We start from the raw sequence: 15,349 nt of genomic DNA, 5'->3' as shown, positions 1-15,349 counted from the left end.
TGACGAACGCCACACCGGCCAGTACGGTGCAGTCCGGGGGCCCTCCCGAGCCGCGGAACGCAGGGGTGGAGGCGGCGCCGCCGACCCCGATCACACCCACCGCCCGCAGGAGTGACCATGACGCGTCGCCCGTTCCCTGCCGCCCTCGCACTCCCCGTCGCCGTCGCGATGCTGGCTGCCACGACTCTGGGAGCAGGCGCCGCGGGCGCCGCGCCGCCAGACACCCCCGAGGCGGGCTCGCCCGGCGGGGCTGTGGCGTCGTCCAGCCCGCTCGCCGGGGCCAAGGTCTCCGCCTCCATGGCCGACGCGACCGGGCAGGTCACCGCGTTCGTCCAACTCGACGCCCCCTCCGCGCTCGACGTCCACGAGGACGGCGGCTCCGCCGACGAGGTGCGAGCCGCCACCGCGCAGGTCGAGGAGCTCGCCGAGGCAGTGGTCCCGGCGGCGGCGGCAGACGCCCGCACGACGGCCGAAGAGCCGCAGCGCATCTCCACGCTGAGCAACGTCATCGCCGGCAGCCTGGTCTCCGGGGACGCGGACGCGCTGCGCGACCTGGCCTCGCGCGACGACGTGGTCGCCGTCTACCGGGTCACAGCTCGCACCATCGACAACGCCAGCAGCGACGCGTTCACCCGCGCGCTCGACGTGTGGCAGGGCACCGGGCAGACCGGCGCCGGCATCCGGGTGGGCGTCATCGACACCGGGGTGGACTACACGCACGCCGCGTTCGGCGGCCCCGGCACCCTCGAGGCGTACGCCGCGGCGTACGGCACGGACGGCACCGGCGCCATACCGGCCGACCTCCTCGACGGCGCCAAGTTCCTGGGGGGCCGGGACTTCGCCGGGCCGCTCTACGACGCGGACCCCAGGTCGACCCTCCCCGGCGCCACGACCGTCCCCACCCCGGACGACAACCCGATCGACAGCCTGGCGACCAGCCCCAACAGCGGGCACGGCACCCACGTCGCCGCCACTGCCGCGGGCTACGGTGTGCAGCCCGATGGCACGACGTTCCGCGGCGACTACGCCGATCTGACCGACCTCTCCGGCTGGCAGGTGGGACCTGGATCGGCTCCCGAGGCCGGCGTCTACGCGCTCAAGGTCTTCGGCGACATCGGCGGGTCGACCAACCTGACGGCCGAGGCGCTCGACTGGGCCGCGGACCCCGACGGCGACGGCGACCTGAACGACCACCTCGACGTCGTGAACCTGTCCCTCGGCGCCTCAGCGACCCCCTCGGACGACCCCGACAACCTGATCATCGACCGGCTCGCCGACCTCGGGGTCCTGTCCGTGATCTCCGCGGGGAACTCCGGGGACATCACCGACGTGGCCGGCTCCCCCGGCAGCGCCGCCAGCAGCCTGACCGTGGCCAACTCGGTGGGCAGCCCGCTCGCCCTGGACGGCGTGGAGGTCGTGGCCGCCCCCGACCCGGCGCTCCTCGGCGCCTACCCCGCGCAGAACTCGATCGCGTACACCGGCGACCAGGACGTGACCGCGCCCGTCGCGTTCCTCGGCGACACCGTGAGCGGGTGCGCCTCGCTGGTGTCCCGCAGCGCGGAGATCACGGGGAAGATCGCGTACCTGTACTGGGACGACGACGACTCGACCCGCGCCTGCGGCAGCGGCGCCCGGTTCGCCAACGCGCAGGCGGCCGGCGCTGTCGGCGTGCTGATCGGCACGACCCGACCGGTGTTCTCCGGTGGGATCGCCGGCAACGCCACGATCCCTGGCGCCCAGCTCACGGCGGCCGCCACCGCGACGCTGCTGCCAGCCCTGCGAACCGGCGAGGTGAGCGTCCACATCGGGCCCTCGCTGGCCGCGACAGTCTCCGACGACACCGCCGGCGACGTCCTCAACCCCGGCTCCTCGCGCGGCGCGCACGGGTCCCTCGGCATCGCGAAGCCTGACGTCGCGGCGCCGGGGACGAGCATCCTGTCCGCTGCCTCGGGCTCCGGCGCCGCCGCGCACAGCCTGTCGGGGACGTCGATGTCGGCGCCGCACGTGGCGGGCATCGCGGCGCTGGTCCGGGCCGCGCACCCCGGCTGGACTCCGGCCGAGGTCAAGGCCGCGGTGATGAACACCGCCACGCACGACGTCTACACCGGGGCGCAGCGCACGGGCGAGGTCTACGGCCCGCAGCGGGTCGGCTCCGGGCGGGTCGACGCCGCGGCGGCCGTCGCGGACACCGTCCTCGCGTACAGCTCGGAGGATCCCGCGCAGGTGTCGGTCACGTTCGGGGTGGTTCCCGTCGGCGCAGAGACAGTCGTGCAGCGCAAGACCGTGACCGTGCGGAACACTGGCGGCACAGCGGTCCGGTACTCCACCTCGTTCGCTGCGGCGACCACGGCCGGTGGGGCGCGGATCACCACCTCGCCCGCGACGATCACCGTGCAGCCGGGCCGCACCCAGCTCGTCACACTGACCCTCACCGCCGACCCGGCGACGCTCGAGCGAGAGCTCGACCCGACGTCGGAGGCCAACCAGGGCGGCCTGCCGCGCGAGCACGTGGCCGCCCTCACCGGCAGGCTCCTGCTGACCTCGGGGACCACCGAGCTGCGGGTCCCGGTGCAGGCGGCCCCCCGCCTGGTCAGCGAGCTCACCGCAACGGGCGTCACGTTCCCCGACGCGGGCGCCACCCAGGCGGAGCTGGCGCTGACCGGCCGCGGGATCGACTCCGGCGGGTGGACCTCGTTGGCCGCGCCCCTCCAGCTCGCCGCGACGAGCCCCCGCCTCGAGCGGACCCCCGGCCTCGTCACGTCGGACTCCTCGGTGGCCGCGGGCGACCTGCGGGCCGTCGGCTGGGCGTCGACCGCCCCGCAGCGCGCCGCCGCGGGGGCCGACCCGGCGGGCGGGTACCTGGGCGTCGGCATCGCCGTCGACGGCGAGTGGGCGACGCTCGGCCAGTCCGTGCTGCCTGTCATCGACATCGACCTCGACGGGGACGGCGCCGCGGACAGGCAGACCGTGGTGCAGAAGCTCAACGCCGCCACGGACGTCACCGTGCAGGTCACCTACGACCTCGCCACCGACGCCCTGGTCGACGTGCAGCCGATCAACGGGTTCTTCGGCGACGTGGACACCACCGTGTTCGACAACAACGTGATGCTGGTGCCGCTGAGCCTGGCGGACGTCGGCATCACCCCCGGGACCACGCCCACGCTGCAGGTGTGGACGTTCTCGCAGTACGCCGCCGACCCCGGCCGCGAGGTCGACGCCGTGGAGCCGTTCACGGTGGACCCCTTCGCCCCGGCGTTGTGGTTCGACCACGGGACCGCCGACGCGTTCTGGTCGGTGGGCGCGGCGGGCACGACGATGACGGTGCACCGCGACCCGGCGGCCACCGAGCTGCCGCAGGTGCTCGTGCTGCACAGCCACAACGCGACCACGACGTCCCGCACCCAGGTGCTCGACGTCACCGTCCCGGAGCCGGCGCCCTTGTCCGCGTCCACCACCACGGCCAAGGCCGCCAGCCGGCTCAGCGGCTACGGCTCGGGCACCAGCGTGGCGGTCACGGTCACCGGCGCCACGGCGGCGCCCTCGGGCGTGGTCGAGCTCCGCGCGGGCGAGGCTGTGCTGGCCACCGGCACGCTCGCCGTGAACGGGCTCGTGGGATCGGCGACGGTGGCGCTGCCACGGGACCTGGCCGTGGGCTCGCACACCCTGACGGTCGCCTACCCGGGAGGACCCGGTGTGGCGGCGTCCTCCACCACGGTGACGCACACCATCCTCCCGGCCCTGGCCCGGCTCAGCCTGTCCACCGCGTCATGGTCGGCGCCGAAGGGCTCCACGCCCGCGGTGACGATCCGCGCGGCAGGTGCTGACGGGGCCCCCGCGCCCAGCGGGACCGTGCGGGTGCTGGTGAACGGCCGCACCGTCGCGACGCCGGTGCTGGTCGACGGCTCAGCGACCTTCACCGTGCCCAAGACCACCGGGCCAGCGGTGATCTCCGTGGTCTACGGCGGGGACCGGTCCTACCTGCCGGCGCTCACGGGAGGGGTCATCACGGTGCGGCGCTGAGGCGCCACGCCCTGACGGGCGACGGCCGGGCCGCGGGGGGCGACTCACCCGCAGCCCGGCCGTCGTGCGTCGAGGCTCAGGAACGGTCGCGGCTGAACAGGCCGCGGCTCAGAACAGCAGGTCGGGCGCGGGCTCGGGCGTCGGCTCGACCGGCACCCGGGCGCCGGTGCCGGCCAGCGCCGCGCGCGCGGCCTGTCCCGCGAGCACGTCCGCGCGCTCGTTGAACGTGTCGCCCTGGTGGCCGCGCACCCAGTGGAAGACGACCTTCCCGGGCCGCTCCGCGATGGCCTTCTCGATGGCCTGCACGATGGCCAGGTTCTGCACGGGCGAGCCGCTCGCCGTGCGCCACCCCTTGCGCTTCCAGCCCGCGACCCACTCCGACGCGCACTTGATCGCGTACTGCGAGTCAGACTCGATGCGCAGCAGCTCGTCGCCGGGGTGAGCCAAGATCGCCTCGAGCACGGCCAGCAGCTCGCCGATCTGGTTGGTGCCCGAGGGCAGGCCGCCTGACTCGCAGGTTCCGTCGTGGTTGACCCAGGCCCAGCCCGTGGCCCCTCCGGGGTTGCGCAGGCAGGAGCCGTCCGTGCTGACCGTGATCACCGGAGCATTCTGCCTGGCTGCGCGGCCGACGGACGACTCCGCACGTCAGGCCCGGCAGCGCGCTCCGTCGAGGCACCGGCCGCCGTGGAGCTCAGCCGGACAGGGTGTCGACGCCCGACATCGCGTCGACGACCCGGCGGACGCTCGAGGCCAGGCCCCACCGCTGGGCGAGCTCGACCAGGCCCTCCGGGTCGACGGGCGTGGCAGGCAGCCGGTCGTCGAACTCGCCGACGGGGGCGTCGGACGCGACCCGGACCACCATCGGCGCGACCTCCAGGTAGGCGGCGGCCTCCTGCAGCCGGCGACGCTGTGTGGCCGTCAGCCCAGGATCGCCCGCGTCCCGCGCGGCCAGCACCCCCGCGAGGTCCCCGTACCGGTGGATGAGCGCCGCGGCGGTCTTCTCCCCGATGCCGGGCACACCGGGCAGGCCGTCGCTGGGGTCCCCGCGCAAGACCGCCAGGTCCGCGTACCCCGCCCCGGACGTCACCGCATACCGCTCGGCCAGCCACGCGTCGTCCACCACGGCGATGTCCTTGATGCCGCGGCTCACCGTGTACAGCACCTGCACCCCGGCGTCGTCGTCGACCAGCTGGAACAGGTCCCGGTCGCCGGTGACCACGTCGACGCCCGCCCGCACGGCCTCGGGGCGCGCGACCTCGCGGGCCACCAGGGTGCCGATCACGTCATCGGCCTCGTAGCCCGGCGCCCCGACGCGCGCGATGCCGAGCGCCGCCAGCACCTCGATGATCACCGGGATCTGCGGCGTGAGGGTCTCGGGCACCACCTCGATGCCCGTGGTGCCCGGCACCTCCTGGGCGACGCGCTGCGCCTTGTAGGACGGGATCGCCGCGACCCGGAACTCCGGGCGCCAGTCGTCGTCCCAGCACGCCACGAGCCGGCCCGGCCGGTGGTCGTCGACAAGCCGGGCGATCATGTCCAGCAGGCCGCGCACCGCGTTGACCGGTGTCCCATCCGGCGCCCGCACCGAGTCCGGCACGCCGAAGAACGCCCGGAAGTACAGCGAGGCGGTGTCGAGCAGCATCAGGTCGCCGCTGGGCATAGGCACTCTCCTGCGTCTGGGACCGCGGCCGCGGTCATGTCGTCGGCGCCCGGCCGTCGGGACGCGCTGTCCTGGCCAACGTAGCGCGGACCTGGGACAGCGCCCTGCGGTGGGTGACGGCGCGGACCAGCAGCCCAGCGGAGTGCAGCACCCCTCAGCGCGACGCGGACGGGACCGCGCCGGATCCCCGGACCGCCAGGCAGGCAAGCGTCAGGGCCACGGCGTCCTCGACCACGGCGCCCTTCCAGTCGGCGGTGCGCGCGTCGACCCACCGGCGCCACCCGGCGCCGGTCCAGGTCCCGGTGACGGCGCCCGCCGCTCCCGCCAGGGCGGCGAGCGGCGGCGAGGCGCCGGCCCGGCGGGCGAGGACCGTTGATCCCACCACGGCGGTCGCGACCCGCAGCTGGGGCCCGGGCGGCAGCAGCCTGCTGGGGGTGGTGGGCAGTTTGTCGATGACGAGCTCCCCCGCGACCCCGAGCGCGGGCAGCACCCGCCGCGCCCGGCCCTGCGGCCCTCCGGCCAGCAGCGGGGGCGCGATGCCCAGCGATCCGCGGGCGCCGGTGGCGGCGCCGAGCAGGAAGCACCGCAGCACGAGCCCGCCCGACGCCCTCATCTGTGTCCCCATGCGCCCAAACTGGGCCCTGGCTGGCGGGACGGCAACCGGGGGCGGACATCCCACGGCCCGGCGGCGCGCCCTCCTGCGCCGCCGGGCCGTGGAGCTCATCCGGCGGGCGTGAAGTCCAGGTGCGCGTCTGCCACGGCCACGACGCTCCAGGTGCTCCCCGAGTCGTCCGACAGCTCGTAGCTCGGCAGCAGCACCGTGGATCCGTCGTCCAGCGTCGTCATCCCGATCCCCAGCCGCGCGGACGTCAGGGTGACCTCGGTGACGGCCCACGGCAGCGGGTCCCCCGCGCGCGGGGTGGGCGGGACGGTCCACTCGGGCTCGACCGGCATGATCCCCATCTCCGGCACGGCCATCCCCTGGTCCGCCCGCAGCAGCGGCATCACACCACCACCCCAGGAGCCGCCGAACCTCGGGTCGGCGAGCCGTGCGACGGCGTCCGCCGGGCTGATCACCTCGAGCTCGCCGAGGTCGACCATGGGGGCCAGGGCCCCGTGGAGGCTCTGCACCTCTCCCCCGGCGGCGAGGGTCACGTTCCACGCGATGCCGGTCCGCTGACCGTCGAGCACCCGCTCGGCCGTCACCGACGCGAGCTCCGTCGTCCAGCTCTCCCCGACGGTGACCTCGTAGCCGGCGTCGTCGACCCCGAGCGCGCGCAACAGCTCCCGGGTGCGCTCGACCGCCTGGTCGGCGCCGGGAGCGGGCTCGCCGCTCTCGCACGCTCCCCCGCCGGGCGCCGGCGCGATCTGCTCCATCGTGTCGGGCTGCCCGGTGTCCGCCGTGGCGCCGCTCGGGCTCGTGGCCATGTCCATGCACTGGCCGGCCTGGATCGTGGGGTCGTAATAGCTCACGCTGGTGAGCCCGTCGGGCTGCACCTGCACCGTGGGGCCCGACCCGTCGTTGGGGCCCACAGTCCAGGATCCCCATTCCAGCACCGGGTCACCGGTGGCGCCGAGGGCCTCCGCGACGCGGCGGGCCGTCTCCGCCGAGTACGTCGACGCCGCGTCGAAGCCCCACGCCCGGGCGACGCCACCCTCGGTGGACAGGCCCGCGCCGGTGTACACCGCACGCCCACCCGAGCCCGCCATCGTCCGACTCTCCGCCAGCGCGAGCCCGTCGGCGGACGATGCCGCCCCGGAGGTCACCTGCGCGCTGGCGCCACCGAGCTGCACCGGAGCGGGCAGGGAGCTGCCGGTGGCGCTCTGGTCCGCGCCGCCCTGGCCTGCCCCGAGCGCGAACCCTCCGGCGCCGACGACCGCGAGCGCCGCCACTCCGGCGGCTACCTGCGTCCAGCGGGCGCCCCACGGCAGGCGGCGGCGACGTGCCGCGAGCTCGTCCGTGGCGCCGGTGGCCGGGCCGCCGGGCACCGAGTCGGGGGCGCCATGCCCCTCGGCGAGGTGGCCGGTGCGCGCTGCCACGGCGGCGCCCAGCGCCTCGGTGTCCGGCTCGACGCCCGCAGCGGGGTCGGTGGCGCGCAGCCGGTCGAACGGCTCGTCGGGCGGGGTGGGCGGCACGCTGGTCACGGTGGCCTCCGAAGGTCTGGGATGGGGATGCGACAGGTCAGGCGCCTCTACCCCCTCTGTGTCGCGGGGCGCCGCGGGCTTGCACCGGTCGCGCCGGGGGACGTGGCAGGCGCCGCCGCGCGGGCCGCTCAGGCGGGGGCGTGGGCGGCCCAGGCCTCCTGCAGCCGGGACCGCGCACGGGACAGCGCGGCGTCGGCGCCGCCACGGCTGATGCCGAGCACCTCGGCGAGCTCGTCCCCGTTGAGCCCTTCCCACGCGCCGAGCAGCAGGATGCGCCGGTCGCGAGGGCTGAGCGCTGCGAGGACGTGCCGCACCTGCTCGTCGGCGACGGCGAGGGTCGCGGGGTCGGCGTCGTCGATCTCGTCGGGCACGTCTCCCACGGGCGTGGGGCGGCCCTTGCGACGATGGTTCGCCAGCACGAACCCGGCCGTGCGGTACAGCCACGGCAGCTCGGCGCCGTGCGGCACGTCCGCGCGCCGACGCCACGCGACCGCGAGCACGTCGGCGGCAAGGTCCTCCGCGTCGTCGCGGGGCGCCCGGCGCACGAAGTACCGGTACACGGCGGGGCCGTGCGCGCGGACGACCTCGTCGAACCAGGCGGCGTCGTGCGGGGCGGGGGCAGGGGCAGGCGACGTGTCGAGGTCACGTTCGGTCCGCGGCGGCACGGGCAGCTCCTGGGCTCAGGGGGCGCGCTCGGGCGAACGCTCCTCCACCCGGCCTGTGTCTCGGCCCACCGGCATCTTGCACGCCAGCGGCGACATTCGGGGCCCGACATCCCCGGTGGGCCCACGCCCAGCCGCTCAGAGCACAGGCGCGTCCCGGGCGCCGACCGCAGATCGGCGCCCGGGACGACGGTCGGGGCCTACAACCCGTCCGCGACCTCGGCGGTGACCTGCAGCCAGGCCTCCCGGGTGCGTCGTGACAGGGCGTCGTAGCCGATGGGCCCGCCGCTGACGAGCCCTCGGTCGTAGGGCACGTCGATCACGGACCGGGTCAGCGCGCCGAAGTGCTCGTGCAGGCGCCGCCGCAGGCGCCGGTCGACGCGGGGCGCCGGCGCGGACAGCACCGTGACGGCCCGCCGGATGAGGTCGTCGTGGCCGGTGGCGCGCAGCGCGTCGAGGGCCCACGCCGCGGACTGGGCGGTGTCCTCCCTGACGGTCGAGACCACGACGAGCTGGTCGGCCACGTCGATCGCCGCCTGCCAGTTCGAGGCCCGCATGTTGTTGCCGGTGTCGACCACCATGACCCGGTAGAACCGCTCGAGCGTGCCGTGCAGCTCGCCGAACGCCTCGGCGTCGACGGAGGCGGCGGACGCGGCGTCCTCGTCAGAGGCGAGCACGTCGAACTGCGCCGAGCCCTGAGAGCGGACGTAGTTGTCGAGGTCGCCGACGCGCGCCACCTGCAGGTCGGTGAAGCGCGAGAGGTTCTGCAGCAGGTTGACCGCCGTGTTGGTGTGGCGGGCGTGCTCGGAGCGCCACCCCAGGGTGCCGCGCGTCTCGTTGTTGTCCCAGGCGAGCGTGTACCCGCCGCGGTGGATGCCGAAGGTCGAGGCCAGCAGCAGCGTCGCCGTCGTCTTGTGCGCGCCGCCCTTGGGGTTCATCACCACGATGGTCTTGGGCCCGTCGAGGCTCCGCTGCACGGCGCGGACGTTGTCCCGGTGCCGGTGCTCGTTGCGGCCGGGCCCCACGGAGACCAGCCCGAGGGTCGCGCGGCGCACCGCCACCTGCCAGCCGTGCTCGGCGGGGCCGGTGGGGCTCTGGGACCGGGTCGCGAGCAGGTCGTCGAGGGTCGGCAAGGGGCCGGCCTCGGGCTCCGCGGCCTCCGGCCGGCGGGTGCTGCGCGTGGTGCGGGTGGTCCGGCCCCCGGTGTGCGCGCCCCCGGCCACCGTGTCCGGGGCTGCGGCGTCGCCGGCCCCGCCGGGCGGCGCCTCCTCGACCGTCCCGTCGGGGTGGATCACGAGCGACCAGCGGCCGTCGGGGTCCTCGACCTCCGCGGGCAGCGGATGCCCGGCTCGCCCGGCCAGCTCGGCGATGAGACCGGTGACGGCGGCGCCTGCCTCGGCCATGCTGCCGGTGGCGACCCGTTGCACGATCCCCTCGATGACGATCTCGCCCGTGCCGTCGGCGCGGACCACCGCCTGCACCGCGTCCTCCGTGTGCACGTCTTGCGCTACGGCTCCTGGCTCGCTCATCAGCTGGGCCTCCCATCGACGGTGACGATGCCGTCCCCGAACCTACGCCGGACCAGGCAATTCCGCATCGTAAGGTGCATTTCAGACACCGCGCGAGGTCGGGCCGCCGCGCCGGACGGCGGCGGGGCGCCTAGGCTCGGACCGGTGAGGCCCTTCCTCCTGCTCGCGTCCCGCCCCGAGGACGTCGCGGCGGACGACGAGCACGCCGCCTTCCTCCGGTTCACCGGCCTCCCCGCAGAGCGCTTGCACCGCGTGCGGATGGAGGCCGGCCCGCTCCCGGCGATCGACCTCGACGAGTACGCCGGCGTGATCGTCGGCGGCAGCCCGTTCAGCTCGTCCGACCCCGAGGAGTCCAAGCCCCCGACGCAGCGGCGCGTGGAGGCGGAGCTCAAGCCGCTGCTCGACCAGATCGTGGCCCGGGACGTGCCGTTCCTCGGGGCCTGCTACGGCGTCGGCACCCTCGGCGCCCACCAGGGCGCGGTCATCGACGGGCGCTTCGCCGAGCCCGTCGGGCCCGTGCAGGTCACCCTCACCGACGCCGGCGCCGCCGATCCGCTGCTCGCCGGGCTGCCGCGCGCCTTCGAGGCGTTCGTCGGCCACAAGGAGGCCTGCTCGGCGCTGCCGCCCGGCGCCGTGCTGCTCGCCTCGTCCCCGACGTGCCCCGTGCAGATGTTCCGGATGCGGCGCCACCTGTACGCCACGCAGTTCCACCCGGAGCTCGACGCGCAGGGGATCCTCACCCGGATCGAGGTGTACCGGCACGCCGGGTACTTCCCACCGCACGAGGCCGACCAGGTCGCAGCCCGGATCCGCGCCGCGGATGTCTCCTGGCCGCGGCTGGTGCTCGAGAACTTCGTCCGGCTCTTCGGTTGAGCGACGCGGCTCCCGGCACATCCGCCCATCCCCCCATCGGGTGAGGATCCGCTCGGCGGATGGCCTCTTGTCGCATCACCGTGGAATCACTACGTTCGCGATGCCCCACTGGACGCGGACACGCTCCGACACCTGATGGTCTCCCTGCAACGAAGCGAGGACGACATGCCCCGAGCGCGCCCACAACACGGCGCCGGCACTCCGGCAGCCAGTCAGCACCAGCCCAGCGCCACGCCAGGCTCCCCCCATCACCCGCCGCCGGCCCTCCCGTCGGTCACCCATGGCCGGGTGGCCGCGGTGACCGGCACGCTCGCGCTCCTCCTGCTCCTGGTGGTCGGGTGGCCGGTGGCCTCGCGGATCAGCTTCGACGCCCGTGCCGAACCAGGATGGGCCGTGGTGCAGAGCGTGCTCGGCGGCACGGTGCGCGCGGTGCACGACGCCGACCCGGACGGGCCGACGTTCGAGCTCGACATGGACGGCGTCCCTGTCTCCTCCGGCCAGCGCGTGGCGGTGCGCTACGACCCCCAGGACCCGCAGCGCGTGGCGCCGGCGGCCAGCTCGGTGTGGAGCGTCGAGATCCTGGTCGGCGGGGTCGTGGCCGTGGCGCTCGGGGCGGTGGCCCTGTCCGCTGCGATCCTCGGGCGCCGCGGCCCCGGCTGAGCCCGCCCACGAGCGCGCCGAGGTCCCGGGTCCCGCGTCTGAGGCGCCTCAGACGCGGGGCCGGGTCACGCCCAGCTCGGCGAGCAGGAAGAGGAAGGCCCGGGCGAAGGGGAAGTCGCGCACCTCGGTGGCCAGCCGGTCCCAGTCGACCTGCTCGCGCAACGCACGGGCGATTGGCAGCAGCCGCGTGAAGTCGCAGAAGTGCTCCCCGAGCACCCGCAGCTTCGCGGAGAGCACGTCGGTCGCGTCCATCACCGGCATCCGCACGGCGAGCACCTCGATGACGTCCGAGCGCGCCAGCATCTGCGGTGTGACCGGCTCGCCGACCATGCGGAAGATGACATCGACCAGGGCGCCCCCGCCTTGAACAGCCAGTCCTCGGCCGGCTCGACCACCTCGAGCCCGGCGTCGGCGAGCACCGCCCTCGCGCGGCCGACATCACGCTCCGAGATCGCGAAGTCGGCGTCATGGGAGGGCTCCGGCGCACCGCGGGCCCAGGCCGCATACCCCCCGACCAGCGCGAAGGGGATCCCCGCGCGGCCGAGCGCGACAGCCGTGCGGCGCAACGCGTCCTGCAGATCGTCACGGGACGCGCCCGCTGGCTCGACGACGTCCGTCATGAGGCGTGTGTACACGACAGCGCGCGCTGACGCAGCGCGGACAGGACAATCGAGCCGATGCGCCTCGCCACCTTCAACATCCTGCACGGACGGTCCCTGGGGGACGGCCGGGTGGACCTCGACCGGTTCCGGGAGGCCGTGCGCGCGCTGGACGCGGACATCCTCGCGCTGCAGGAGGTCGACCGGGACCAGCCACGCTCGCACGGCGCCGATCTGACCGCCGTGGCGGCCGAGGCGATGGGCGCCACCGATCACCGGTTCGTCGCGACCATGCACGGGGAGCCGGGCGTGTGGTCCGCCGCGACCGGCGACCACCAGCCCGCCCGGTCGAGCTACGGGATCGCCCTGCTGACGCGGCTGCCCGTGCTGTCCTGGCAGGACCTGGCCCTGCCCGCGCTCCGGGGCCGGGCGCCCGTGCAGTTCCCGGGCGCGCGGCTGCCCGCCCTGGTGCGCGACGAGGCGAGGGCGGCGGTCGCCGCCGTGGTCAGCACCCCGGACGGCCCGCTGACGGTCGCGGCCACGCATCTGACGTTCATCCCGGGCTGGAACGTGGTGCAGCTGCGCCGGCTGGTGCGCGGCCTGCGGGACAGGCCCCGCCCGCTGGTGCTGCTCGGCGACCTCAACATCGACCCGCGCCGCGCCACGCAGGCCTCGGGCATGCGCTCGTTGGCGCGGGCCGCGACGTTCCCGTTGCAGTCGCCGCAGCGCCAGCTCGACCACATCCTCGGGGACGGGGCTGTCGAGGCGGTGGACGGCGGCGCGTCCTTCGACCTGGGGATCTCCGACCACCGCGCCCTCGCGGTGGACGTGCGCGTCAGTCCTGGTTCTCCACGGTGAACCAGACCGTCTTGCCGCCGTCGTCGAGCCGCTCGACGCCCCACGCCGAGGACAGCGCCTCGACCAGCGCCATGCCGCGGCCGTTCGGGTCGGTGGGCTGCGGGCGGCGCACGCGCGGACGCGTCGGGCTCTCGTCGGTGACCTCGACCCGGACCTCGTCCTGGTAGATCCTCACGTGCACCCGGATCTCCCCGTCGGACGGCCCGTGCAGCACGGCATTGGCCACCAGCTCGCCGGCGAGCAGCTCCACCACCTGGTTCGAGGTGCCGTGCACCCCGGCGGCGGCGACCGCCCGCATGATCCAGTGCCGGGCCGCGCGGGGGGCCGACCGCTCGGCCCTGAGGACCAGCTCGCCGGTCTCGGCGAGGGCCTCCCGGCGCCGCACGCTGCCGGCACTGCGTAGCTCTCGGACGTCGCCCACCGGTCCACTGTGCCCGACGCATGGGGCATCCGCCGGGTGAACCGGGCCCTTCATCCATACCTGTGTCCAAGTAGTGAACGAACCGCGCGGCTTTTGTCCGGGTCCTCCTGAATCTACCCTCTGGCCGCCGTCGGGCGCCTCCCCGGACGAGCGCCCTACCCTGACGGGATTCGGGCGCCCCTGGCGTCGCCCGAGCCCGGAGGAGACGGGGGGCTGCCATGACGACCGACGGGCTGGCGTACGGGACCGCCCGCGCCCGGTGGGTGCTGCTCGCCACCGTGCTCGGGTCAGGCATGGCGTTCATCGACGCCACGGTGGTCACGATCGCCCTGCCGCACATCGGGGAGGAGCTCGACGCAGGGACGGCCGGCCTGCAGTGGACCGTGAACGGGTACGCGCTGACCCTGGCGGCCTTCCTGCTGCTGGGCGGATCGCTCGGGGACAGGTTCGGGCGGCGCCGGGTGTTCCTCGTCGGGGTCGCGTGGTTCACGGTGGGCTCGGCGCTGTGCGGGTTCGCGCCCGACATCGGCACGCTCGTCGCGGCCCGGCTGGTGCAGGGCATCGGCGGGGCGCTGCTCACCCCGGGCTCCCTCTCCATCCTGCAGTCCTCGTTCGACGAGCAGGACCGTGGCCGGGCCATCGGCGCGTGGTCAGGCCTGGGCGGCATCGCCGGCGCCGCGGCGCCGTTCCTGGGCGGCTGGATCGTGGACGTCGCGAGCTGGCGCTGGATCTTCTTCATCAACCTGCCCCTCGCCGCTGTCGTGGCCGCCGTGACGCTGCGGCACGTCCCGGAGTCCCGGGACCCGCAGGCCGCCCGCGCCCTCGACGTGGCGGGCACGCTGCTCGGCGCCGTGGGGCTCGCCGGCCTGGCCTTCGGGTTCACGGCCTGGCCCGATCTGGGTCCCGGCGACCCGCAGGTGGCCGGCTCCCTGGCCGTGGCCGTCGTGGCCCTGGTCGCCTTCGTGCTGGTCGAGCGCCGCGCGACCCACCCGTTGCTCCCGCTGCGGCTGTTCCGTTGGCGGCCGTTCACCGGGGCCAACGCGGCGACATTCCTGGTGTACGCGGCGCTGGGCGGGGTCTTCTTCTTCCTCGTGGTGACGTTGCAGGTGGTGGCGGGGTACTCGGCCCTGGCGGCGGGCCTGGCCCCCCTGCCGGTCACGATCCTGCTGCTGCTCCTCTCGGCCCGGGCCGGAGCGCTGGGCACCCGGATCGGCCCCCGGCTGCCCATGACGGCAGGGCCGCTGGGGTGCGCGGCGGGGGCCGTGCTGCTCGCCGGCGTCGGTGACCGGGCCCCGTACCTGACGGCCGTGCTGCCGGGGGTGCTGGTGCTGGGCCTCGGGCTCGCGTTGACGGTGGCTCCGCTCACCTCGACGGCGCTCGCCGCCGCGCCGGACCGCCTGGCGGGCGCGGCCAGCGGCGTCAACAACGCCGTCGCGCGGATCGCGAGCCTGCTGGTCGTGGCGGTGCTGCCCCTGGTCGCCGGGGTCGGGCGCAGCCTCAACGACGCCGCCACGCTGGCCCCGGCGAACCGCACCGCGATGCTCGTCTGCGCCGGGCTGATGGCGGCCGGCGCGCTCGTCGCGTGGGCCACCGTGCCGGGCGCCAGCGCGGACGCCCGCCCCCCGGACGCGTCGGTGGCATGAGGGACGATGTGCGGGTGCCCGACTACCTCGCCCGCATCACCGTCCAGGACGTCCCCGACGAGGCGGTGCGCGCCGGCATGGCCGACGCGCTGGGCGCCACCGGCGACGACCACCCCGAGACGCTCCCGCCCACTGGCACGACCGTGGCCTTCGAGGTCCCGGGCGAGGCGCCCGACCTGGCCACCGCGCTGGACGCCGCGCACCGGCACGCCGCCGAGGTGCTCGACGGCTTCGTGTGGGAGGTCGAGGTGGACCCGCGCTGACCCCGTCCCCCGCCGT

The 15,349-nt window shown here is 75.3% G+C and carries 14 protein-coding genes; 6 read left to right on the top strand and 8 right to left on the bottom strand.

What is annotated here, in order from left to right:
- Positions 1-117: 117 nt before the first annotated feature.
- Positions 118-4,020, top strand: coding sequence for a S8 family serine peptidase (locus NP064_RS02560; protein WP_227568078.1), 3,903 nt, complete (start codon positions 118-120; stop codon positions 4,018-4,020).
- Positions 4,021-4,128: 108 nt separating this feature from the next.
- Here the strand turns inward: NP064_RS02560 and NP064_RS02555 are convergent, their stop codons facing one another.
- The 6 genes from NP064_RS02555 to NP064_RS02530 form a co-directional block, all read right to left on the bottom strand.
- Positions 4,129-4,620 (bottom strand): ribonuclease H family protein, encoded by a 492-nt coding sequence (locus NP064_RS02555; protein ID WP_227568079.1) that lies wholly within the window; start codon positions 4,618-4,620, stop codon positions 4,129-4,131.
- Between the two features lie 91 nt (positions 4,621-4,711).
- Complete coding sequence (locus NP064_RS02550; RefSeq protein ID WP_227568080.1) at positions 4,712-5,680, bottom strand: 5'-3' exonuclease; 969 nt, start codon at positions 5,678-5,680, stop codon at positions 4,712-4,714.
- Between the two features lie 154 nt (positions 5,681-5,834).
- Positions 5,835-6,305, bottom strand: coding sequence for a hypothetical protein (locus NP064_RS02545; RefSeq protein WP_227568081.1), 471 nt, complete (start codon positions 6,303-6,305; stop codon positions 5,835-5,837).
- Between the two features lie 95 nt (positions 6,306-6,400).
- Positions 6,401-7,825, bottom strand: coding sequence for a hypothetical protein (locus NP064_RS02540; protein WP_227568082.1), 1,425 nt, complete (start codon positions 7,823-7,825; stop codon positions 6,401-6,403).
- A gap of 128 nt (positions 7,826-7,953) precedes the next feature.
- A complete protein-coding gene (locus tag NP064_RS02535; protein ID WP_227568083.1) occupies positions 7,954-8,490 on the bottom strand; it encodes an RNA polymerase sigma factor in 537 nt (178 codons plus the stop codon).
- A 197-nt stretch (positions 8,491-8,687) separates the two neighbouring features.
- Complete coding sequence (locus NP064_RS02530; protein ID WP_256813766.1) at positions 8,688-10,016, bottom strand: MinD/ParA family ATP-binding protein; 1,329 nt, start codon at positions 10,014-10,016, stop codon at positions 8,688-8,690.
- A 144-nt stretch (positions 10,017-10,160) separates the two neighbouring features.
- Here NP064_RS02530 and NP064_RS02525 point away from each other — a divergent pair, with 144 nt between their 5' ends.
- On the top strand, positions 10,161-10,889 hold the full coding sequence (locus NP064_RS02525) for a glutamine amidotransferase (RefSeq protein ID WP_227568085.1): 729 nt from the start codon (positions 10,161-10,163) through the stop codon (positions 10,887-10,889).
- A 288-nt stretch (positions 10,890-11,177) separates the two neighbouring features.
- Positions 11,178-11,549 carry a DUF3592 domain-containing protein gene (locus tag NP064_RS02520; protein WP_227568086.1) on the top strand — a complete coding sequence of 124 codons (372 nt, stop codon included), beginning with the start codon at positions 11,178-11,180 and terminating at the stop codon, positions 11,547-11,549.
- A gap of 48 nt (positions 11,550-11,597) precedes the next feature.
- On the opposite strand, the gene NP064_RS02515 is transcribed toward NP064_RS02520, so the two are convergent.
- Complete coding sequence (locus NP064_RS02515) at positions 11,598-11,879, bottom strand: hypothetical protein (protein WP_227568092.1); 282 nt, start codon at positions 11,877-11,879, stop codon at positions 11,598-11,600.
- Positions 11,880-12,226: 347 nt separating this feature from the next.
- Between NP064_RS02515 and NP064_RS02510 the strand changes: the two genes are divergently transcribed.
- Positions 12,227-13,006, top strand: a complete 780-nt coding sequence (locus NP064_RS02510) for an endonuclease/exonuclease/phosphatase family protein (RefSeq protein ID WP_227568093.1) — start codon at positions 12,227-12,229, stop codon at positions 13,004-13,006.
- Here NP064_RS02510 and NP064_RS02505 read toward each other — a convergent pair.
- Positions 12,984-13,427 carry an ATP-binding protein gene (locus NP064_RS02505; RefSeq protein ID WP_227568094.1) on the bottom strand — a complete coding sequence of 148 codons (444 nt, stop codon included), beginning with the start codon at positions 13,425-13,427 and terminating at the stop codon, positions 12,984-12,986. The genes NP064_RS02510 and NP064_RS02505 overlap by 23 nt on opposite strands.
- Positions 13,428-13,645: 218 nt before the next feature.
- Here NP064_RS02505 and NP064_RS02500 point away from each other — a divergent pair, with 218 nt between their 5' ends.
- Positions 13,646-15,070 (top strand): DHA2 family efflux MFS transporter permease subunit, encoded by a 1,425-nt coding sequence (locus NP064_RS02500; protein ID WP_227568095.1) that lies wholly within the window; start codon positions 13,646-13,648, stop codon positions 15,068-15,070.
- A gap of 14 nt (positions 15,071-15,084) precedes the next feature.
- On the top strand, positions 15,085-15,333 hold the full coding sequence (locus tag NP064_RS02495) for a hypothetical protein (protein ID WP_227568096.1): 249 nt from the start codon (positions 15,085-15,087) through the stop codon (positions 15,331-15,333).
- Positions 15,334-15,349: the final 16 nt, after the last annotated feature.

The sequence above is a fragment of the Cellulomonas chengniuliangii genome (assembly GCF_024508335.1).
Classification (GTDB): domain Bacteria; phylum Actinomycetota; class Actinomycetes; order Actinomycetales; family Cellulomonadaceae; genus Cellulomonas_A; species Cellulomonas_A chengniuliangii.
The sequence above is the reverse complement of the archived record's forward strand: the minus strand, read 5'-3'. Positions and strand labels throughout refer to the sequence as shown.